Source organism: Streptomyces sp. NPDC015171 (assembly GCF_043079545.1).
Classification (GTDB): Bacteria; Actinomycetota; Actinomycetes; order Streptomycetales; family Streptomycetaceae; genus Streptomyces.
In genome coordinates, this window is the sequence record NZ_JBIBUO010000005.1 from 474,156 (window position 1) to 493,941 (window position 19,786).

General features: G+C 71.3%; 17 protein-coding genes, 1 tRNA gene and 1 riboswitch. Of the genes, 12 read left to right on the top strand and 6 right to left on the bottom strand.

What is annotated here, in order from left to right; genetic code table 11:
- Positions 1-55: 55 nt before the first annotated feature.
- The 8 genes from ACF073_RS17400 (at position 56) to ACF073_RS17435 (ending at position 9,289) form a co-directional block, all read left to right on the top strand.
- Entirely contained in the window at positions 56-1,138 is a 1,083-nt protein-coding gene (locus tag ACF073_RS17400; RefSeq protein ID WP_392070779.1) for a transglycosylase family protein, read from the top strand.
- Positions 1,139-1,319: 181 nt separating this feature from the next.
- Positions 1,320-1,494, top strand: a riboswitch (cyclic di-AMP (ydaO/yuaA leader).
- 4 nt (positions 1,495-1,498) lie between these two features.
- Positions 1,499-2,215 carry a transglycosylase family protein gene (locus ACF073_RS17405; protein WP_392070781.1) on the top strand — a complete coding sequence of 239 codons (717 nt, stop codon included), beginning with the start codon at positions 1,499-1,501 and terminating at the stop codon, positions 2,213-2,215.
- Between the two features lie 296 nt (positions 2,216-2,511).
- Positions 2,512-3,798, top strand: coding sequence for a phosphopyruvate hydratase (gene eno, locus ACF073_RS17410; protein WP_392070783.1), 1,287 nt, complete (start codon positions 2,512-2,514; stop codon positions 3,796-3,798).
- 100 nt (positions 3,799-3,898) lie between these two features.
- On the top strand, positions 3,899-4,375 hold the full coding sequence (locus ACF073_RS17415; RefSeq protein WP_392070784.1) for a septum formation initiator family protein: 477 nt from the start codon (positions 3,899-3,901) through the stop codon (positions 4,373-4,375).
- Between the two features lie 49 nt (positions 4,376-4,424).
- A complete protein-coding gene (locus ACF073_RS17420; protein ID WP_392070786.1) occupies positions 4,425-5,027 on the top strand; it encodes a DUF501 domain-containing protein in 603 nt (200 codons plus the stop codon).
- Complete coding sequence (locus ACF073_RS17425; protein WP_392070788.1) at positions 5,024-5,965, top strand: exopolyphosphatase; 942 nt, start codon at positions 5,024-5,026, stop codon at positions 5,963-5,965. The genes ACF073_RS17420 and ACF073_RS17425 overlap by 4 nt, the downstream gene beginning before the upstream one ends.
- A 444-nt stretch (positions 5,966-6,409) precedes the next feature.
- Positions 6,410-7,789: an NAD(P)/FAD-dependent oxidoreductase gene (locus tag ACF073_RS17430; RefSeq protein ID WP_392070790.1), complete on the top strand. Its 1,380-nt coding sequence runs from the start codon at positions 6,410-6,412 to the stop codon at positions 7,787-7,789.
- A gap of 201 nt (positions 7,790-7,990) precedes the next feature.
- The gene (locus tag ACF073_RS17435) at positions 7,991-9,289 is read left to right on the top strand and encodes a class I SAM-dependent methyltransferase (RefSeq protein WP_392070792.1); all 1,299 of its coding nucleotides are present in this window, start codon (positions 7,991-7,993) and stop codon (positions 9,287-9,289) included.
- 69 nt (positions 9,290-9,358) lie between these two features.
- Here the strand turns inward: ACF073_RS17435 and ACF073_RS17440 are convergent, their stop codons facing one another.
- Together ACF073_RS17440 and ACF073_RS17445 are read right to left on the bottom strand one after the other, a co-directional pair.
- Positions 9,359-11,887, bottom strand: a complete 2,529-nt coding sequence (locus ACF073_RS17440; RefSeq protein WP_392070794.1) for an ABC transporter permease — start codon at positions 11,885-11,887, stop codon at positions 9,359-9,361.
- Positions 11,887-12,657, bottom strand: coding sequence for an ABC transporter ATP-binding protein (locus tag ACF073_RS17445; protein ID WP_392070796.1), 771 nt, complete (start codon positions 12,655-12,657; stop codon positions 11,887-11,889). Before ACF073_RS17445 ends, ACF073_RS17440 begins: the two co-directional genes overlap by 1 nt.
- A gap of 415 nt (positions 12,658-13,072) precedes the next feature.
- Here ACF073_RS17445 and ACF073_RS17450 point away from each other — a divergent pair.
- From ACF073_RS17450 to ACF073_RS17460, 3 genes are all read left to right on the top strand, one after another.
- A tRNA-Leu gene (locus tag ACF073_RS17450) sits at positions 13,073-13,156 on the top strand.
- Between the two features lie 136 nt (positions 13,157-13,292).
- Positions 13,293-14,468 (top strand): 4-hydroxybenzoate 3-monooxygenase, encoded by a 1,176-nt coding sequence (locus ACF073_RS17455; protein WP_392070797.1) that lies wholly within the window; start codon positions 13,293-13,295, stop codon positions 14,466-14,468.
- A gap of 149 nt (positions 14,469-14,617) precedes the next feature.
- Positions 14,618-15,478 (top strand): Bax inhibitor-1/YccA family protein, encoded by an 861-nt coding sequence (locus ACF073_RS17460; protein WP_392070799.1) that lies wholly within the window; start codon positions 14,618-14,620, stop codon positions 15,476-15,478.
- A gap of 70 nt (positions 15,479-15,548) precedes the next feature.
- Here ACF073_RS17460 and ACF073_RS17465 read toward each other — a convergent pair whose 3' ends face one another.
- Positions 15,549-15,779 (bottom strand): DUF4287 domain-containing protein, encoded by a 231-nt coding sequence (locus tag ACF073_RS17465; RefSeq protein ID WP_392070800.1) that lies wholly within the window; start codon positions 15,777-15,779, stop codon positions 15,549-15,551.
- A 99-nt stretch (positions 15,780-15,878) separates the two neighbouring features.
- Between ACF073_RS17465 and ACF073_RS17470 the strand changes: the two genes are divergently transcribed.
- Positions 15,879-16,190, top strand: coding sequence for a hypothetical protein (locus tag ACF073_RS17470; RefSeq protein WP_392070802.1), 312 nt, complete (start codon positions 15,879-15,881; stop codon positions 16,188-16,190).
- A 6-nt stretch (positions 16,191-16,196) separates the two neighbouring features.
- Here the strand turns inward: ACF073_RS17470 and ACF073_RS17475 are convergent, their stop codons facing one another.
- The 3 genes from ACF073_RS17475 to ACF073_RS17485 form a co-directional block, all read right to left on the bottom strand.
- Complete coding sequence (locus tag ACF073_RS17475) at positions 16,197-16,988, bottom strand: hypothetical protein (RefSeq protein ID WP_392070804.1); 792 nt, start codon at positions 16,986-16,988, stop codon at positions 16,197-16,199.
- A gap of 283 nt (positions 16,989-17,271) precedes the next feature.
- Positions 17,272-18,492 carry an acetyl-CoA C-acetyltransferase gene (locus tag ACF073_RS17480; protein ID WP_392070806.1) on the bottom strand — a complete coding sequence of 407 codons (1,221 nt, stop codon included), beginning with the start codon at positions 18,490-18,492 and terminating at the stop codon, positions 17,272-17,274.
- A gap of 194 nt (positions 18,493-18,686) precedes the next feature.
- Positions 18,687-19,706, bottom strand: a complete 1,020-nt coding sequence (locus ACF073_RS17485; RefSeq protein WP_392070808.1) for an SGNH/GDSL hydrolase family protein — start codon at positions 19,704-19,706, stop codon at positions 18,687-18,689.
- Positions 19,707-19,786 lie beyond the last annotated feature (80 nt).

The following is a 19,786-nucleotide window of genomic DNA, read 5'->3' on the forward strand; positions in this document are numbered from 1 at the left end:
TGTGGCGCGGAGTTTCGGCGCCCACCGCTCCAGCTGTCGCTCGAAAGGCTTCCGCATGCTCTCCGGGAACGGTCGACACCGTCGCCCCCGTCAGGCTCCGGCCCTCCTCGTCGCGGCCGGAGTGACCGGCTCCGCCATCGCCATCCCGCTCCTCGGCGCGGCGAGCGCCAACGCGGCCGAGGGCACCACGTGGGACAAGGTGGCCGAATGCGAGAGCGGCGGCTCCTGGAGCGCCGACACCGGCAACGGGTACTACGGCGGCCTGCAGATCTCGCAGGACGACTGGGACACGTACGGCGGCGGGCAGTACGCGGGCAGCGCCGACCAGGCCAGCCGCCTCCAGCAGATCTCCGTGGCCGAGAAGATCCTCGCCGACCGGGGCACGACGCCCTGGGCCACCTGCGCCCTGCTGTCCGGCCTGACCTCGGACTCAAGCTCCGTGGACGTCGACACGGGCGTCGGCGGCTCCGGGGGCGGCAGCGGCTCGGGAGACACGTCCGGGGCCGGCGACTCCGGTTCGTCGGACGACTCCCACGGCTCCGACTCGTCCGGTTCGCCCGATTCTCCGTCCTCCACGGATGCCGACTCCGACGCCAACTCCGGCTCCGGCACGGGCTCCTCCTCGAAGGAGACCGGAAAGCCGTCCGCGAAGCCGGGCGAGGACTCCGGCAAGGACGCGGGCAAGGGCTCCGGCAAGGACACCGGTTCCAGCGGGAGCGACACGCCCGAGTCGGGCAAGTCCACCCCGCCGGCGACCGGCGGCCCGCGGGAGACCGAGGGGTCCCCCACGGCCACCCCGGACGCCGGGATCGCCGACAACCCCCAGCAGGCCGCCGGTGCTTGGAGCCTGGTCGACACCGGGTCCCTCGCCAGCGGCGGACGGCACCGGGGTGCGAGTGCGGACGAAGGTGCGGGAAACGGACAGGAGGCCGCCTCCTCGGGCCGGCACGCCTCCCGTGAGCCCGGCACCTACACCGTCCGCGAGGGCGACACCCTCTGCTCCATCGCCGACTCCCTTGACGTCGACGGCGGATGGCGGGCGCTGTACGCGGGGAACAAGGAGTCCGTCGGGTCCGACCCGAACCACATCTCCGCCGGTCAGACCCTGGAAGTTGGGGACGAAACAGGCGGTAAGTAGCGGGAGTTGACGCCCCACTTAGAGCCTAATGTCCGATTTGGCGAAAGTGTGGGATGAGTCTCAGAAGCCCTGATCGTCTTTGAAATTCCGGCGATCGCCTGCCTACGGTCAAGGCCGCTCGTCACCACGGGCCCCGGTGCCGCAACGCCGAATCCTGCCAGCGGCCGTCCGGGAACAGTCGACGCGTCAAGCGCCGTAGGCAGGAGCGGGGGACCCAAGGTAGGCGCCGGAACCAGCACTTGAGGCTGGAACCGGCTGGGGGTGAAGCCGCACTCCGCGCAAGCGGGAGGTGCGGCCGGGCAACTCAACCGGCCCGAACCCGACAGCTCACCTCGCAGGCGTCGGTGAGGGGATCGATCCATGCTGTTTTCCGGCAAGGGCAAGCACCGTCGTCCGTCCAAGGCCGTCCGCGCCGTCGCGCTGGCCGGTGTCACCGGCGCCGCCGTCGCCGCCCCGCTGATGGCGGCCGGCAACGCCTCCGCGGCCACCACCTCCGAGTGGGACACCGTCGCCCAGTGCGAGTCCGGCGGCAACTGGTCCATCAACACCGGCAACGGCTACTACGGCGGTCTGCAGTTCTCCGCCTCCACCTGGGCCGCGTACGGCGGCACCGCCTACGCCTCGCAGGCGAACCAGGCCACCAAGGCCCAGCAGATCGCCGTGGCCGAGAAGGTCCTCGCCGCGCAGGGCAAGGGCGCCTGGCCGGTCTGCGGCACGGGCCTGTCGAGCACCCCCAATGGCGGCTCCGCCCCGACGACCCCGTCGGCCCCGTCCACCCCGTCGACCTCCACGCCGGACTCGGGCAGCACCACCACCCGCTCCTCCGACGGGCAGGCCGCCTCCCGCTCCGCCGAGCGCCCGGCCGCCTCCGCCAAGAGCGAGACCGTCACCACCCCGACCGGCAAGACGGTCAAGAAGGGCGACGGCGAGTACAAGGTGGCCGCGGGCGACACCCTCAGCACCATCGCCGAGAAGCACAAGGTCAAGGGCGGCTGGCAGAAGCTGTTCGAGCTGAACAAGGACATCGTCCAGGACGCCGACCTCATCTACCCGGGTCAGCAGCTGCACCTGAAGTGACCTCCGGCTCCGGCCGGACCACGGGCCCGCACCCTTCCGCGGGCCCCGCCGCAGGGCCCCGTGCGGGCCACCCCCGTCCCCACGGGCTCCCCGCCCCGGTGCGTGTTCCCCCGTACGCACCGGGGCGGGGCTTTTTCGCGTCCGCCGCGCCCCTTCCCTTTGTTTCGTGAAGAAACAAAAGGTACCGTCGGCCTGTCCACGGGACGGTCGGTCGGTGGCCGACGCCTCAGGGACGGTTAGGCTCTAGTCGCAAGGCACACCAGCCCCGCACAACCAGCGTCACATCCACGAAGGAGATGCTCGTGCCGTCCATCGACGTCGTCGTAGCCCGGGAAATCCTGGACTCCCGAGGCAACCCCACGGTCGAGGTCGAGGTCGGCCTCGACGACGGCAGCACGGGTCGTGCCGCCGTCCCGTCCGGCGCCTCGACCGGTGCCTTCGAGGCCATCGAGCTGCGCGACGGTGACCCGAACCGCTACCAGGGCAAGGGCGTCGAGAAGGCCGTCCTCGCCGTCATCGAGCAGATCGGCCCCGAGCTGGTCGGCTACGACGCCACCGAGCAGCGCCTGATCGACCAGGCCATGTTCGACCTGGACGCGACCGACAACAAGGGTTCGCTCGGCGCCAACGCCATCCTCGGCGTCTCGCTCGCCGTCGCCCACGCCGCCTCCGAGGCCAGCGACCTCCCGCTCTTCCGCTACCTGGGCGGCCCGAACGCGCACCTGCTGCCGGTGCCGATGATGAACATCCTGAACGGCGGCTCGCACGCCGACTCCAACGTGGACATCCAGGAGTTCATGATCGCCCCGATCGGCGCGGAGTCCTTCTCCGAGGCCCTTCGCTGGGGCACCGAGGTCTACCACACCCTCAAGAAGGTCCTGAAGGGCAAGGGCCTGTCCACCGGTCTCGGCGACGAGGGCGGCTTCGCCCCGAACCTGGACTCCAACCGCGCCGCCCTCGACCTCATCCTCGAGGCCATCAAGGAGGCCGGTTACGTCCCCGGCCAGCAGATCGCCCTCGCGCTCGACGTCGCCGCCTCCGAGTTCTACAAGGACGGCAAGTACCTCTTCGAGGGCAAGGAGCGCTCCGCCGCCGAGATGACGGAGTACTACGAGGAGCTGGTGGCGGCCTACCCGCTCGTCTCCATCGAGGACCCGCTGTTCGAGGACGACTGGGCCGGCTGGAAGGTCATCACCGACCGTCTCGGTGACAAGGTCCAGCTGGTCGGCGACGACCTGTTCGTCACCAACCCGGAGCGCCTGGCCCGCGGCATCGAGGACGGCGCCGCCAACGCCCTGCTGGTCAAGGTGAACCAGATCGGCTCGCTCACCGAGACCCTGGACGCCGTCGAGCTGGCCCAGCGCAGCGGCTTCAAGTGCATGATGTCCCACCGCTCCGGCGAGACCGAGGACGTCACCATCGCCGACCTGGCCGTCGCCACCAACTGCGGCCAGATCAAGACCGGCGCCCCGGCCCGCTCCGAGCGCGTCGCCAAGTACAACCAGCTGCTGCGCATCGAGGAGATCCTCGACGACGCCGCGGTGTACGCCGGCCGCAGCGCCTTCCCGCGCTTCAAGGGCTGAGCCGTACAGGGTCACAGCTGAGCCAGTCGTACGTACGTCCCCGTACTCGGTCCCGTACCGTGTGCGGGGACGTACGCGCGTGGAACGGGAGGCGGGGAAGATGGCCGTGAAGGACCGTGACCGGTTCTCCACCGCGACCAGGCTGCGGCTGCTCGGCGAGCAGACGGCGGCCCGGGTCTACCGCTCCCAGGCCAAACGGCAGGTCCGCCGCTCCCGGCTCACCGGCCGCGCGGCCCTGCTCGCGCTGGTGCTGTGCTCGCTGGTCGTCGCCCTCGCCTACCCGATGCGGCAGTACGTCTCGCAGCGCGCGGAGATCGCCGACGTCCGGCGCAAGCAGGAGCAGGCACGCGAGCGCGTCGAGCAGCTGCGCGACCTGAAGGCCCGCTGGCAGGACGACGCCTACGCCGAGCAGCAGATCCGCCGCCGGCTGCACTACGTGATGCCCGGCGAGACGGGGTACGTGGTCGTCGACCCCGGCGCGGCCCGGCCCTCCCGCGCCGACCTCGGGGCCGCCCAGCGGCCCTGGTACGCGAACGTCTGGGACGGGGTCGACAAGTCCGACGCCTCCGACCAGTGACCGGCCCGCCGGGCCGGGAATCCGACAGAAAGCCATTCTGGAAGCAGTCATGGAAACGCCTCCGCCGCCCACTCCGCGCACCGAGCCCACCGACGCGGACGTAGCGGCCTTCAAGCAGCAGCTGGGCCGTCCGCCGCGGGGCCTGAGGGCCATCGCGCACCGCTGCCCGTGCGGTCAGCCCGACGTCGTGGAGACGGCGCCGCGCCTGCCCGACGGCACGCCGTTCCCGACGGTCTACTACCTGACGTGCCCGAAGGCGGCCTCCGCCATCGGCACGCTGGAGGCGGACGGCGTCATGAAGGAGATGACGGCGCGGCTGGGGACCGACCCCGAGCTGGCCGCCGCGTACCGGGCCGCGCACGAGGACTACATCCGGCGCCGGGACGAGATCGAGGTCCTCGCGGGCTTCCCGAGCGCGGGCGGCATGCCGGACCGGGTCAAGTGCCTGCACGTGCTGGTCGCCCACTCCCTGGCCGCGGGACCGGGCGTGAACCCGCTCGGCGACGAGGCCCTGGCGATGCTGCCGGAGTGGTGGCGCAAGGGCGCGTGCGTGACGCCGCCCGGCGCCGGGTGCCAGGCGGAGGACGCGAAGGACGCGGAGGACGGCGCGGGCCGCGCTGCGGCCGGCACCGCAGGGGAGGACGAGCAGTGACCCGTGTGGCCGCCGTCGACTGCGGCACCAACTCCATCCGGCTGCTGGTCGCCGACGCCGACCCCGCGACGGGCGAACTGACCGAGCTGGACCGCCGGATGACGATCGTGCGGCTCGGCCAGGGGGTCGACCGCACCGGCCGGCTCGCGCCCGAGGCGCTGGAGCGCACCTTCGCCGCCTGCCGCGAGTACGCCGCCGTCATCAAGGAGCACGGCGCCGAGCGGCTCCGCTTCGTCGCCACCTCCGCCTCCCGGGACGCCGAGAACCGCGACGACTTCGTGCGCGGGGTGCTGGACATCCTCGGCGTCGAGCCCGAGGTCATCACCGGGGACCAGGAGGCGGAGTTCTCCTTCACCGGGGCGACCAGGGAACTCACCGGCCGCGACGACCTCGCCAAGCCGTATCTCGTCGTGGATATCGGCGGCGGCTCCACCGAGTTCGTCGTCGGCGACGACCGGGTGCGCGCGGCACGGTCGGTGGACGTCGGCTGTGTGCGGATGACCGAGCGGCACCTGGTGCACGACGGCCGGGTCACCGACCCGCCCGCCGAAGAGCGGATCGCCGCCGTGCGGGCCGACATCGAGGCCGCCCTAGATCTGGCCGAGCGGACGGTCCCGCTGCGCGAGGCGCGCACCCTGGTGGGCCTTGCCGGGTCCGTCACCACGGTGTCCGCGATCGCCCAGGAGCTGCCCGCGTACGACTCCGCGCGCATCCACCACTCCCGGATCTCCCGGGACCGGGTGCGCGAGATCACCGAGTGGCTGCTGCGCTCCACGCACGCCGAGCGCGCCGCGGTCCCGTCCATGCACCCGGGCCGGGTCGACGTCATCGGGGCGGGCGCCCTGGTGCTGCTCGCGATCATGGAGCGGACCGGCGCCGAGGAGGTCGTCGTGAGCGAGCACGACATCCTCGACGGCATCGCGTGGTCGGTGGCGTGAGCCTCATTTATTACTAGCCAGTAGCCACCTGCTGAGCAGGTTGGATAACGTTTGAGCGTGCCGAGGGCCCCCTGGAGGGGCCCTCCGGCATGAGCGCGCGGAAAAGTTCGTGAAGTTCTTCACAAGGAATTCCGTCCGGCCGACCCCTGGAAGGGGTCCGAATGGCCCTTCCGGGGGCCCAAAGGCCGTTTGAACATGTTCAGATGAGGGGTGCGAAGGGGCCCCGGAGTGGCTGGTTCCGAGCGTGCCGTGACGCCCTCGCGGTCGCCCGAACGGCCCGGAGGAGCAGCTCACGCGGCATTGACAACGGGGCGAACCGCCCCGCGGTTCCCCCTTGATCGCATGACCTGCGTCACGCGAGTGGCGGAGGATAACACAGGGCCTGTCAGACCTTGTGAAGGGGCGCACGAGCGACCCCCCGGGGGCGGGTGGATACTCGATGGCATGAGCACCACGGAGCGTCCCAGGATCCTCGTAGTAGGCGGTGGGTACGTAGGCCTGTACGCAGCTCGGCGCATCCTCAAGAAGATGCGCTACGGCGAGGCGACCGTCACGGTCGTCGACCCCCGGTCGTACATGACCTACCAGCCCTTCCTCCCCGAAGCCGCCGCCGGCAACATCTCCCCTCGCCATGTCGTCGTCCCGCTGCGACGCGTGCTGCCGAAGGCGGAGGTCCTCACCGGCCGGGTCACCACCATCGACCAGGACCGCAAGGTCGCCACGATCGCCCCGCTGGTGGGCGAGGCGTACGAGCTGCCCTTCGACTACCTCGTCATCGCGCTCGGCGCGGTCTCCCGCACCTTCCCGATCCCCGGTCTCGCCGAGCAGGGCATCGGCATGAAGGGCGTCGAGGAGTCCATCGGCCTGCGCAACCACGTGCTGGAGCAGCTGGACAAGGCCGACTCCACGACCGACGAGGAGATCCGCCGCAAGGCGCTCACCTTCGCCTTCATCGGCGGTGGCTTCGCGGGCGCCGAGACCATCGGCGAGGTCGAGGACATGGCCCGGGACGCGGCCAAGTACTACAAGAACGTGTCCCGCGAGGACATGCGCTTCATCCTGGTCGACGCCGCCGACAAGATCCTTCCCGAGGTCGGCCCCAAGCTCGGCCAGTACGGCAAGGAGCACCTGGAGAGCCGCGGTGTGGAGATCTACCTCTCCACCTCGATGGACTCCTGCGTCGACGGTCACGTGGTGCTCAAGAACGGCCTCGAGGTCGACGCCAACACCATCGTGTGGACGGCGGGCGTCAAGCCGAACCCGGCCCTCGGCCGCTTCGGTCTGCCGCTCGGCCCCCGCGGTCACGTCGACTGCGAGCCGACCCTCCAGGTCAAGGGCACGGACTACATCTGGGCCGCCGGTGACAACGCCCAGGTCCCCGACCTCGTCGGCCGCAAGGCGGGCAACGAGAACGCCTGGTGCCCGCCGAACGCCCAGCACGCGCTGCGCCAGGCCAAGGTCCTCGGCGACAACGTGATCTCCGGTATGCGGGGCTTCCCGCAGAAGGAGTACGAGCACGCCAACAAGGGCGCGGTCGCCGGTCTCGGCCTGCACAAGGGCGTGGCCATGATCGTCATGGGCAAGATGAAGATCAAGGTCAAGGGCCGCCTCGCCTGGTACATGCACCGCGGCTACCACGGCATGGCGATGCCGACCTGGAACCGCAAGATCCGCGTCTTCGCCGACTGGACCCTCGGCATGTTCCTCAAGCGCGAGGTCGTCTCCCTCGGCGCCATGGAGAACCCGCGCGAGGAGTTCTACGAGGCCGCCAAGCCGGCGCCGGTCGCCGCCGGCAAGACCGAGGAGAAGGCCAAGGCCTCCTGACCCTCCCGGTCTTCCGAACCGAAGAAGGACCTCCCGCCATCCGTGGTGCGGGAGGTCCTTCGGCGTTTCCGGCCCCGGCTCGCTGCATGGGCCGTACAACTGTTTTGCCCAGTCGTAACTCCGTTGCGGGACTGCACCGGGGACCGCACGGTGTTTACGTGGTAACCGGCATCCGGGATCGTCGTCTTGGAGGTGTGCGCCATGGCCGACGCCGCGCAGCGGCTGAGGAGTCTTGCCGAGCAGATGCTGGGAGCCCCGCTCCCGGTGAGGTTGAAGGCGTGGGACGGGTCGCAGGCGGGACCGCCGGACGCACCCACGCTCGTCGTGCGCAACCGCCGCGCCCTGCGCCGCATCCTGTTCAAGCCGGGCGAGCTGGGCCTCGCCCGTGCCTGGGTCTCCGGCGACCTGGACATCGAGGGCGACCTGTACACCGCGCTTGACCTCGTGGCGGGCCTCGTCTGGGAGCGCGACGAGGACGCCCGCGGCCTGGTCCAGGCCCTGCGCGACCCCGCCGTCCGGGCCGCGGCCCGCGATCTGCTGAAGCTGGCCGGACCCCCCGTCCCGCCCGCCCCGCCGCGCGAGGAGGTCCGCCGCCCCCGGCGCGGGCTGCACACCCGCCGTACCGACAGACGGGCCATCAGCCACCACTACGACGTCGGCAACGACTTCTACGAGATCGTCCTCGGCCCCTCCATGGTGTACTCCTGCGCCTACTGGGCGGCCGGGGAGGGGGCGACCCTGGAGGGCGCCCAGCGCGACAAGCTCGAACTGATCTGCGCCAAGCTGGGCCTGAAGGAGGGTCAGCGGCTGCTGGACGTGGGCTGCGGCTGGGGCTCCATGGCCATCCACGCGGCCCGCGAGTACGGCGTGAGCGTCGTCGGGGTCACCCTGTCGCAGGAGCAGGCGGCGTACGCCCGCAAGCGCGTCGCCGACGCGGGGCTGACCGACCGGGTGGAGATCAGGGTCCAGGACTACCGGGACGTCGTGGACGGCCCCTTCGACGCGATCTCCTCCATCGGCATGGCCGAACACGTCGGCGCCGAGCCGTACCTGGAGTACGCCCGCCAGCTGTACGCCCTGCTCAAGCCCGGGGGGCGGCTGCTCAACCACCAGATCGCCCGCCGCCCGCAGCGGGACGAGTCGGCGTACGAGGTGGACGACTTCATCGACGCCTACGTCTTCCCCGACGGCGAACTCGCCCCCGTCGGCACCACCGTCACCCAGCTGGAGCGGGCCGGCTTCGAGGTGCGGGACGTGGAGGCCATCCGCGAGCACTACGCCCGCACCCTGCGCGGCTGGGTGGCCAACCTGGAGGCCGGCTGGGACCGCGCGGTCCGGCTCACCAGCCCCGGCCGCGCCCGGGTCTGGCGGCTCTACATGGCCGCCTGCGCGCTCGCCTTCGAGCGCAACCGCATCGGCGTCAACCAGGTCCTCGCGATCCGCACCCCCGAGTCCGGCGCCTCCGGCCTCCCGCCGCGGCCCCGCACCTGGCACGGCTGACCGGCCGGCCCCGGTACGGCAGGGGCCCCGCTCCGCGTCGGCGGAGCGGGGCCCTTCGGCGCCGTGGCGCTACTCGGCCTTGATGGCCGTCAGCATGTTCAGCCGGGCCGCCCGGCGGGCCGGCCACAGGGCGGCCAGGACACCGACCGCGCCCGCCAGCAGCAGGAAGACCGCGATCCGGGCCCAGGGCAGGACCAGTTCGTACGTCGGCATCTTCGTGCCCAGCAGCTGACCGGCCGCCCAGCCGAAGAACACGCCGAGGCCGATGCCGAGCACCCCGCCGAACAGGGAGATCACCAGGGACTCCAGGCGGACCATCCGCTTGACCGCCTTGCGGTCGAGGCCGATCGCCCGGAGCATGCCGATCTCCTGCGCGCGCTCGAAGACGGACATGGCCAGGGTGTTGATGACGCCGAGCACCGCGACGATCACCGCCATGCCGAGCAGGCCGTAGAGCATGTTCAGCATCATCGTGAACATCTGCCCGATCTCATTGGAGATGTCCTGCTTGTCCTGCACCTTGATCGCCGGGTTGGTGCCGAGGGCCTTCTCCAGCGAGTCCCTGGCCGCGGCGCTGGCGCCGTCCGCCGTCTTGACCATGACCTGCATGTCGGACGGGTCGCTCAGGTGCGGGGTCAGGGTCTTGTTGTCGAGGATGATCCCGTTGAGCATGTCGTTGCCCTCGTAGACCCCGGCGACGGTCAGCTGCCGCGCCTTGCCGTCCTCGAAGTGGGCGGTGAACCGGGAACCGGCCTTCCAGCCGAACGACTTGGCCCGGTCCTTGTCGACGACGACCCGCGTGCCGCCCACCGTGAAGGAACCGTCGTCCACCTTCAGGTCCGTGAGCTTGCCGATGGCCGCGCCGTTGACGCCGGTCAGGTACTCGGTCTCGCCGTCGATGCGGGACTCGGCGTTGCGCAGCGGACTGCTGAGGGTGACGCCGTCGGTCGCGGCGATCTTCTTCTCCACGTCGGGGGAGAGCGGGCCGCGGTTGGCCATCGAGACGACGTAGTCCGCGCGGATCGCCGAGCTGGCCATCTTGTCGATCGCCGTCTGCAGGCTGCCCGCCATCACCGTCATACCGGTGATCAGCGTCAGGCCGATCATCAGCGCGGACGCGGTGGCCGCCGTACGGCGCGGGTTGCGCACCGAGTTCTGCCGGGCCAGCTTGCCCGAGACACCGAACGCGCGCAGCACCGGGGCGGCGGCCGCGATCAGCGGGCGGGACAGCAGCGGGGTCAGGATGAACACGCCGATGATGAGCAGGACCGCGCCGATGCCCATGGGGGCCTGGCCGTCCGAGCCGTCCATCGAGGTGGCCGCGAGGACCACCGCGATGCCGGCCGCGGCGAACAGCGCGCCGAGCGTGTTGCGCAGCACCAGCGACTTGGCGGTCGCCTTGGCGTGCACGCTGCTCATCGCCGCAACGGGCGGGATCTTCGCGGCCCGGCGGCCGGGCAGCCAGGCGGCCAGCATGGTGATGAGGACGCCGACCGCGAGCGCGGTCGCCACGGTGCCCGGCGTGATCACCAGCGGCCCGTCCGGCATGGCGGCGCCGAAGGAGCCCAGCAGGCTCCGCAGCCCCGCGCCGATGCCGACGCCGGCGGCCAGACCGGTCACACCGGCGACCGCGCCGACCGCGAACGCCTCGATCAGCACCGAGCGGGTGACCTGCCGGCGGGAGGCGCCGACGGCCCGCAGCAGGGCCAGTTCCCTGGTGCGCTGGGCGACCAGCATGGTGAAGGTGTTGGCGATGATGAACGTACCGACGAACAGGGCGATCCCGGCGAACACCAGCAGGCCCTGCTTCAGACCGCTCATCGACGAGGCGATCGTCTCGGCCTGGTCGTCGGCGAGCTGCTTGCCGGTGGTGGTCTCCACCAGCTTCGCCGGCAGCGCCTTGTCCAGGGCGGCCTTGAGCGCGCCCTGGGTGGTGCCGGCCGCCGCCCGCACGTCGATCTCGTCGTACGTGCCCTTCTTGCCGAACAGCGACTGCGCGGTCGGCGTGTCGAACAGGGCGAGGCTGCCGCCCGCTGCGACGTTGCCGTCGTCGGTGGTGAAGATGCCGCTGACGGTCGGTTCGAGGACCGGCCCGTCGACGGAGACCCGCACGGTGTCGCCGACCTTGTAGCCGGCGCGCTCGGCGGTCCTGGAGTCGAGCAGCACCTCGCCCCTGCCGTGCGGGGCGTGGCCGCTGACCAGCGGGTAACGAGGATCCTGGGTGCCCCAGTAGTTGCCGCCGGCGGACTGCCAGTCGCCGCCGAGGAGCTTGCCGTCCTTGTCGGCGACAGCGGTGAAGCCGCTGACCACACCGGTGGCGGAGGCGGCCCCGGGGACCTTGGCGGCCTTGTCGAGCAGGGCCTGGGTCAGCTCGGGGTCCTTGCCGACCCTGTCGCCCTCGGAGTGCTGGTACTGCGCCCGTACGGCGACGTCGACCCGGTCGAAGCCCTTGGCGGAACTCTTCTGGTAGGCGTCGGAGATGGTGTTGGTGAAGACCAGCGTCCCGGAGACGAACGCGACGCCGAGCATGACGGCGAGCACGGTCATCAGGAGCCGGGCCTTGTGCGCGAGAACGTTGCGCAGGGCGGTGCGGAACATCAGCTGGTACGGCCCTTCGCGTCGAACTGCTTCATGAGGTCGAGTACGGAGTCGGCCGTGGGCGCGTACATCTGGTCCACGACCCGGCCGTCCGCCAGGAAGATCACCCGGTCCGCGTAGGCGGCGGCCACCGGGTCATGGGTCACCATGACCACCGTCTGGCCCAGCTCGCGCACGGAGTTGCGCAGGAAGCCGAGCACCTCGGCGCCGGAGCGCGAGTCCAGGTTTCCGGTCGGCTCGTCACCGAAGATGATGTCCGGCCTCGACGCGAGCGCACGGGCGACCGCCACGCGCTGCTGCTGGCCGCCGGAGAGCTGCGAGGGCCGGTGGCTCAGCCGCCCGGAGAGTCCGACCATCTGGATGACCTGGTCGAGCCAGGCCCGGTCGGGCTTCCGGCCCGCGATGTCCATCGGGAGGGTGATGTTCTCCAGGGCGGTCAGCGTCGGCAGCAGGTTGAACGCCTGGAAGATGAAGCCGATCTTGTCCCGGCGCAACTTGGTGAGCTGCTTGTCCTTCAGCGAGCCCAGCTCCGTGTCGCCGATGCGCACCGAACCGGAGGAGAAGGTGTCGAGGCCGGCCACGCAGTGCATCAGCGTGGACTTGCCGGAACCGGAGGGGCCCATGATCGCGGTGAACTCCGCCTGCCGGAAGTCGACGGAGACCCGGTCGAGGGCGACCACCCGGGTCTCACCCTGCCCGTAGATCTTCGACAGCTCCGTGGCGCGCGCGGCCACGGCGGTGGTCCGGCCTGCGGTGGGTGTGGTGGTCACGGGAGGGTGCTCCTGTCGGGACGGCGTGTGTTCCTGGGGACCGCTCCATCGTCTCGGCGCGAAACGCGCGCGGAGTCAGCCGCTGCTCCCGTTCCGGGGGGCGACTGGGGTCGGACGGGACGCCGCCGTGTCATACCTGGGGAGGACGGCCGACCCTGAGAGGGCGTTCGCGCCGGACGGCGCGGGCGGCTCTGTCGAGAACAGGTGGAGCGCCCTTGTTCGGACGGTGAAATTCCGTCATTTCGCGTACGGGCGCACACCCGTCACGTCACGCTGATGGCAAGTGCGGACGGCGTGTTCCGGGGGCTGATGCACCCTCAGACCTCAATAAAATAAGACAACATCGGTCCACCCGTCCGCTGTTCGGGGGAGGGGTCCCGATAGGCTCGGAATCTCGATGCGGAGCCCACGGCCTGCCCGGATGGTGGAATGCAGACACGGCGAGCTTAAACCTCGCTGCCCCTTCGCGGGCGTGCCGGTTCAAGTCCGGCTCCGGGCACCTTCCGCCTCCGACCCCCCCCTTGAGAACAGCCGCAGGACCGTTGACAGCGGTGCCCGTGCGGCCGGAGACTCACGCTCGGCGGTCAGTGAAGGAAATTTCACCAGGCGAACAGCAGGGTGGAAGGGGACGGGCGATGCGCACCACCGTCGGGATCATCGGAGCGGGGCCGGCCGGGCTGCTGCTCGCGCGGCTGCTGCACCGCGCCGGGATCGAGTCGGTCGTCCTGGAGAGCCGCGACCGCGCCTATGTCGAGCACCGGCAGCGGGCCGGGGTCCTGGAGCAGGGCACGGCCGACGTGCTGCGTGCCGTCGGCGCCGGGGAGCGGATGGACCGGGAGGGGCTGCGGCACGACGGGATCGAGCTGCGCTTCGAGCGGCGCCGGCACCGCGTCGACCTGCCCGCGCTCACCGGCGGCCGCTCCGTGACCGTCTATGCCCAGACGGAGGTCTGCAAGGACCTCATCGCGCTCCAGCTGAAGGAGGGCGGGCCGCTGCTGTTCGAGGCGCAGGCGCTGGCCGTGCGGGACGCGGAGCGCGGCCGGCCGCGGATCTCCTTCCGGCACCAGGGGCGCGAGGAGGTGCTGGAGTGCGACTACGCCGTCGGCTGCGACGGCTTCTGGGGCGTGGCGCGCTCGGCCTTCCCCGCCGAGGTCCGCCGGGTGTACGAGCGGACGTACCCCTATGCCTGGCTCGGCGTCCTCGCCGATGTCGCGCCCTCGCACGACGAACTCGTCTACGCCCGCCACGAGCGCGGCTTCGCCCTGCTCTCCATGCGGTCGCCCTCCGTCTCCCGGCTCTATCTCCAGGTGCCCGCCGGGACGGACGCCGGGCGGTGGAGCGAGCGGGAGATCTGGGACGAGCTGGAGCGCCGCTTCGAGACCGGCGACGACTGGCGCCTCGCGCGCGGCCCCCTCATCCAGAAGTCGGTCACGCCCATGCGCTCCTTCGTGCACGAGCCGATGCGGCACGGCCGGCTCTTCCTGGCCGGCGACGCCGCGCACATCGTGCCGCCGAGCGGAGCCAAAGGGCTGAATCTCGCCGTCGGCGATGTGGTGACCCTCGCCCGTGCGCTCGTCCATGAGAAGGAGACCGGATCCGCCGGACTGCTCGACGCCTACTCGGCGACCTGTCTGCGCCGGGTCTGGCAGGCCGAGCGGTTCTCCTGCGAGATGACGACCCTGCTGCACCGCCCCCCGGACGCCACCGCGTTCGATCTCCGTCTCCAGCTGGCCCGGCTGGAGCGGATCGCCTCCTCGCGCGCGGCCGAGACCGACCTGGCCGAGGCGTACACGGGATTCCCGCCCGGTTAGGGGCCCGTCCATGGCCGGGAATCAGCCGTCCGCGTAGCGTGTTGCCCAGCACGGCAGGGGAAAGATCCTCCTCAAGTATCATGGTCCGCCCTTTGCCAATCCATTACTCTTGAGGCCAACGCTGCGCTCGGCAGCCATGGAGGAGTGAAATGAGGAGCAGCAACCCGGTCTTCTCGCGACGGGGGTTCAGCCGCGACAACGGCTACGCCGGCTTCAACACCGCACCGCAGGCCGGGCACGCGCAGGGCAACCCCTACGCGCAGAATCCCTACGCGCAGAACCCCTACGCACAGACGGACGTCCAGCACGGCGCACCGCCGCAGGCCCCGGCCACCACCGACCGGATGACCATGGACGACGTCGTCGTCCGCTCGGCCATCACGCTCGGCACGGTCGCCGTCGGCGCGGTCCTCGCCTGGGCGCTGCTGCCGGTCTCGGGCACGAGCTACGGGCTGGCGATCGGCGCCGCGCTGATCGCGTTCGTCCTGGCGATGGTCCAGAGCTTCAAGCGGACCCCGTCGCCCGCGCTGATCCTCGGGTACGCCGCCTTCGAGGGCGTCTTCCTCGGCGTCATCAGCGAGATGTACAACAGCCGCTGGAGCGGCGCCCCCTTCCAGGCGGTGCTCGGCACCATGGCGGTCTCGGGCGCGACCCTGCTGATCTACAAGGCCGGCTGGATCCGCGTCACCGCACGCTACGCCCGCATCGGTCTCGCCATCGCGATGGCCTTCCTGGTGGTCATGGCGGTCAACCTGCTGCTGGTCGCCTTCGGTGTCGCCGACGACGGCGGACTGCGCAGCTTCGGTCCGCTCGGCGCGCTCGTCGGCATCATCGCGATCGTGCTCGGCGCGTTCTTCCTGACGCTCGACTTCAAGCAGATCGAGGACGGCATCGCCTACGGCGCCCCGCGCAGCGAGTCCTGGCTCGCCGCGTTCGGTCTCACCATGACCCTGGTGTGGATCTACGTGGAGATGCTGCGGCTGGTGGCGATCTTCAGCAGCAACGACTGACGCACCGGCGGCCGGCGTGACCGCCGGCGGTGCACAGGGCCCCGGGCGACCGCCCGGGGCCCTTCGGCGTTCACAGCAGGTTGCGGGCCGCTCGCCTCAGGTCGTACTCGTGCACGATCGCCTTGGCGTGTCCGTACGCCAGGTCGTACTCGTGCCGGAGCCAGCTGACCTTCTCCTCGAAGCGGATGAGGGCGGGGCCTTCCTCGACGGTGCGCAGCCAGTCGGAGATCTCACGACCGGTGCAGTGCGGAATGCGGGCGATCAGATTGCGGTGGGTCTCCTCGGACAGGACGTGGGACATCGGCGCCTCCGAACGCAAAGGGGATGTAGGCCGGTCCTTCACGTCACCGTGCCTGAGCGTTCGCGTATTGGCAACAGTGCGGCGCGTTACGCTCGGCGCGTGGTTGATACGACGCCCTTGACCAAAGCAGTGGATCACTTCGCCGACCGGTTGCGGGCGGCACCGCAGAGCCGGCTGCAACGCAGCGCGGCGGCGGAGGCGCTCGGACTGGCCCGGCAGTTGGCCGGCTGGGCCCAGCGTGTCGAGGCACCCGGGGCCGAGCCCCGGGAGATGCCGGACGCGGGAATGTTCGCCGTGGCCGACCAGATCCTGGTGGCCGCGCACGACTTGGCCGTCGTGCTGGAGAGCGACGAGCAAGTCGCCGAGGCGGTGCGGCTGGTGGAGGAGGCGCGGCAGCGGGCGGGGGTGTGAGGGCCGTCAGAGGGACGCGATGACCCGGTCGGCCAGGACGTAGACCATCTCCTCGCCGCAGGCGAAGGTCAGCGTGTAGGCGCCGGCGATGCCCGAGCCGCCCAGCAGGTACGGGGCCTCGCCCGACTTCAGGGCCGCCGCCAGACGTTCCGCCGTCTCGCGGTGGCCCGGGGTCATGCACAGGGTGGTGCCGTCGGCGAAGACATAGACGTCGAGCGTGCCCAGCGGGCCGGGGCGGACATCGGAGAGTCCGACCTGGTCGGCGGCGAGCTGCTCCAGGGCGGTCACCGTGCGCTCGTGGTCGTTCACGACCGGCGACTGCACCGGGACGAAGTCGGGGTGCGAGGGGTGCCGGCGGCGGGCCGCGGCCAGCTCGGGGGAGTCCCCGGAGAACTCGTCGGCCTCGACGCTCGGCTCGGCCACCGGCTCCAGCGACTCCACGCCCACGAAATCCGCCTGCCGGGGCAGGAACATCTCGGTCTCGGGCAGGCCGAACAGCGAGGGCGCGTCGGAGGCGTCACGGGCCTCCTGCGCCGCCCAGAAGGCGCGCGCCTCGGCCAGCTCGCGCTCCCGCTCCTCGGCGAGCGCCTCGGCCACCGCGGCGCGTATCTGCTCGGCGTCGGCGGTGGAGCGGGCGTTCGGCAGCAGGGCACGCGTGGTGGCCGCCTGGTTCTCAGCGAGTTGCCGCTGCAACTCGGTGAGCTGGCGGCGCAGCTTCAGCACGGTGCGCAGGACGGCGACGCCCACGGCGCCCGTGGCAGCCGTGGTGAGCAGCAGGGCGATCGGCATGGCGCTCACTGACATACTCCCGGTTCAAAGTCGACCCCCGACTTCCTACATCAGCTTGAAGGGCGGACTATCCAGCTGTCAGTGCGTAACGTCACGAATCGGACAGGACTTTGCCCTCATGGTTTCGTCGTGGGCCGTGCTGAACTGCGTTGACCTGCACCGATGTGCCCGGTGGGCGAGATAGGTCACATCCTGGGGGAGATTGGATCACAGAAGGGCCCAGAACCGCGGGGTTTCCGCGATCGCGGGCCCTTCCACGACGGGGCGTGCCCGGCCCGCCACGGACGGTGGGTCAGCTCAGGCGTTCGATGACCATCGCCATGCCCTGGCCGCCGCCGACGCACATCGTCTCCAGGCCGAACTGCTTGTCGTGCCACTGGAGCGAGTTGATGAGCGTGCCGGTGATCCGGGCGCCCGTCATGCCGAAGGGGTGGCCGACGGCGATGGCGCCGCCGTTGACGTTCAGCTTGTCGATGTCGATGCCGAGGTCGCGGTAGGAGGGGATCACCTGGGCGGCGAAGGCCTCGTTGATCTCGACCAGGTCGATGTCGTCGATGGTCAGGCCGGCGCGGCGCAGGGCCTGCTTGCTCGCCTCGACCGGGCCGAGGCCCATGATCTCGGGGGACAGGCCCGAGACGCCGGTGGACACGATCCGGGCGAGCGGGGTCAGGCCCAGCTCGCGGGCCTTGGTGTCGCTCATGATCACGAGGGCGGCGGCGCCGTCGTTGAGCGGGCAGCAGTTGCCGGCGGTGACGAGGCCGTCCGGGCGGAAGACCGGCTTGAGGCCCGCCACGCCCTCCAGGGTGACGCCGGCGCGCGGGCCGTCGTCCTTGCTGACCACCGTGCCGTCGGGGAGGGTCACCGGAGTGATCTCGCGCTCCCAGAAGCCGGCCTTGATGGCCTCTTCGGCGAGGTTCTGCGAGCGGACGCCGAACTCGTCAAGCTCCTCGCGGCTGATGCCCTTCCAGCGGGCGAGGTTCTCGGCGGTCTGGCCCATCGCGATGTAGGCGTCCGGGACCAGCCCGTCCTCGCGCGGGTCGTGCCACGTGGTGCCCTCCTGCTGGGCCACGGCGGCGGTACGGGCCTCGGCCTCGGCGAAGAGGGGGTTGTGCGTGTCCGGGAGGCCGTCGGAGCTGCCCTTGGCGAAGCGGGAGACCGTCTCGACACCGGCCGAGATGAAGACGTCGCCCTCGCCGGCCTTGATGGCGTGCAGGGCCATGCGGGAGGTCTGCAGCGAGGAGGAGCAGTAGCGGGTGACCGTGCAGCCCGGCAGGTGGTCCATGCCCATCTGCACGGCGACGATCCGGCCGAGGTTGTGGCCCTGCTCGCCGCCGGGCAGGCCGCAGCCGAGCATCAGGTCGTCGATGTCCCTGGGGTCCAGCTCGGGGACCTTGGCGAGCGCCGCCTCGATGATGGTCGCGGTCAGGTCGTCGGGGCGCAGGTCCTTGAGGGAACCCTTGCCGGCGCGGCCGATGGGGGAGCGGGCGGTCGAGACGATGACGGCTTCGGGCATCACGGCTCCAGTGAACGGGGATTTCGGGCAAGGCCGGTTCGGAAGTTACCCGTACGTATGGTCCAGGTCACCGGTGCGGTGGTGTGACACTGACCGCAGTTTTCTAAGCGCTTGCTTGGTCGATGCGGACGCCCCGGGACCCGGACGGCGCGGGTTCGGCCGCCCGGGACCGCTGGCCGAAGGGAAAAGCCAGGTCAGAGGGACGGGGTCGCCGGTTCGGCCTCCGGCACGCGGCGCCGGCGCCTGCGCTTGAGGAGGGCCCATGGTCCGCGGGGGCCCGTCGGCATCGCCGCCGTGACCTCGGTGCCGGCCTCCGAGGCGGCCTCCGCCGCGGCGCGGGCCACCGGCAGGAAGCCCTCGCGGCGGGACAGGTCGGGCCGCTCCTCCTCGGCGGGCCACAGCCCCAGTGCCGCGCACACCGTGGGCAGGACGGCCATCGCCGCCGTGGCGTAGCCCTCCGCCGACGGGTGGTAGTTGTCCGGCCCGAACAGCTCCCGCGGATTCGCCTCGAACTCCGGGCCGAGCAGGTCACCCAGCGACACCGTGCGCCCGCCCTGCTCCACCACCCCGATCGTCTGGGCCGCCGCCAGCTGCCGCGACGCCCGCCGGGCCAGCCACCGCAGCGGCTGCTGCACCGGCTCGATCGTGCCGAGGTCGGGACAGGTGCCCACCACCACCTCGGCACCGGCCGTGCGCAGCCGCCGTACCGCCGCCGACAGGTGCCGTACCGAGCGGGTCGGCGGCATCCGGTGGGTCACGTCGTTCGCGCCGATCATGATCACGCACACGTCGGGGACGGGGAACGGGGAGGACAGCACCAGCGCGACCTGGCGGTCCAGGTCGTCGGACTGGGCCCCCGGCTGCGCCACGTTCCGCAGGTCCACCGGCCGCTCCGCCACCGCCGCGAGCCCGGAGGCCACCAGCGCCCCTGGCGTCTGGCCCGCCCGGTGCACCCCCTGTCCCGCGGCCGTGGAGTCGCCGAGCAGGGCGAGGCGCAGCGGTGGTTCGCCGGGGATGTCGTACGCGTGGCCGTACACCCCGTCGGCCGCCGGTACCCGGCCGCTGCTGCCGTTGCCCACATGGCGCCGCGCCAGCCGCACCTCCGCCAGCACCAGGCCGACGGCCGCCGCGCCGACGAGCCCCACGCCGCCGCCGCCGTACGCCGCCCCGGCCGCGATACGCCGGGCCACCCGTGCCCTCGACATGCTCGTCATGCGTCGCCGCCACCTCCTCGTAGCCCTACATCCACTCCTTGCCCCGTACAGGCCGTGTGCCAATCTCAACGGGGAGTGAA

Bases quoted from the DNA above. Each gene is read 5' to 3' on its own strand.
- ACF073_RS17400 (WP_392070779.1), top strand. From the start codon at position 56: ATGCTCTCCGGGAACGGTCGACACCGTCGCCCCCGTCAGGCTCCGGCC.
- ACF073_RS17405 (WP_392070781.1), top strand. From the start codon at position 1,499: ATGCTGTTTTCCGGCAAGGGCAAGCACCGTCGTCCGTCCAAGGCCGTC.
- eno (WP_392070783.1), top strand. From the start codon at position 2,512: ATGCTCGTGCCGTCCATCGACGTCGTCGTAGCCCGGGAAATCCTGGAC.
- ACF073_RS17415 (WP_392070784.1), top strand. From the start codon at position 3,899: ATGGCCGTGAAGGACCGTGACCGGTTCTCCACCGCGACCAGGCTGCGG.
- ACF073_RS17420 (WP_392070786.1), top strand. From the start codon at position 4,425: ATGGAAACGCCTCCGCCGCCCACTCCGCGCACCGAGCCCACCGACGCG.
- ACF073_RS17430 (WP_392070790.1), top strand. From the start codon at position 6,410: ATGAGCACCACGGAGCGTCCCAGGATCCTCGTAGTAGGCGGTGGGTAC.
- ACF073_RS17435 (WP_392070792.1), top strand. From the start codon at position 7,991: ATGGCCGACGCCGCGCAGCGGCTGAGGAGTCTTGCCGAGCAGATGCTG.
- ACF073_RS17440 (WP_392070794.1), bottom strand. From the start codon at position 11,887: ATGTTCCGCACCGCCCTGCGCAACGTTCTCGCGCACAAGGCCCGGCTC.
- ACF073_RS17455 (WP_392070797.1), top strand. From the start codon at position 13,293: ATGCGCACCACCGTCGGGATCATCGGAGCGGGGCCGGCCGGGCTGCTG.
- ACF073_RS17460 (WP_392070799.1), top strand. From the start codon at position 14,618: ATGAGGAGCAGCAACCCGGTCTTCTCGCGACGGGGGTTCAGCCGCGAC.
- ACF073_RS17465 (WP_392070800.1), bottom strand. From the start codon at position 15,779: ATGTCCCACGTCCTGTCCGAGGAGACCCACCGCAATCTGATCGCCCGC.
- ACF073_RS17480 (WP_392070806.1), bottom strand. From the start codon at position 18,492: ATGCCCGAAGCCGTCATCGTCTCGACCGCCCGCTCCCCCATCGGCCGC.
- ACF073_RS17485 (WP_392070808.1), bottom strand. From the start codon at position 19,706: ATGACGAGCATGTCGAGGGCACGGGTGGCCCGGCGTATCGCGGCCGGG.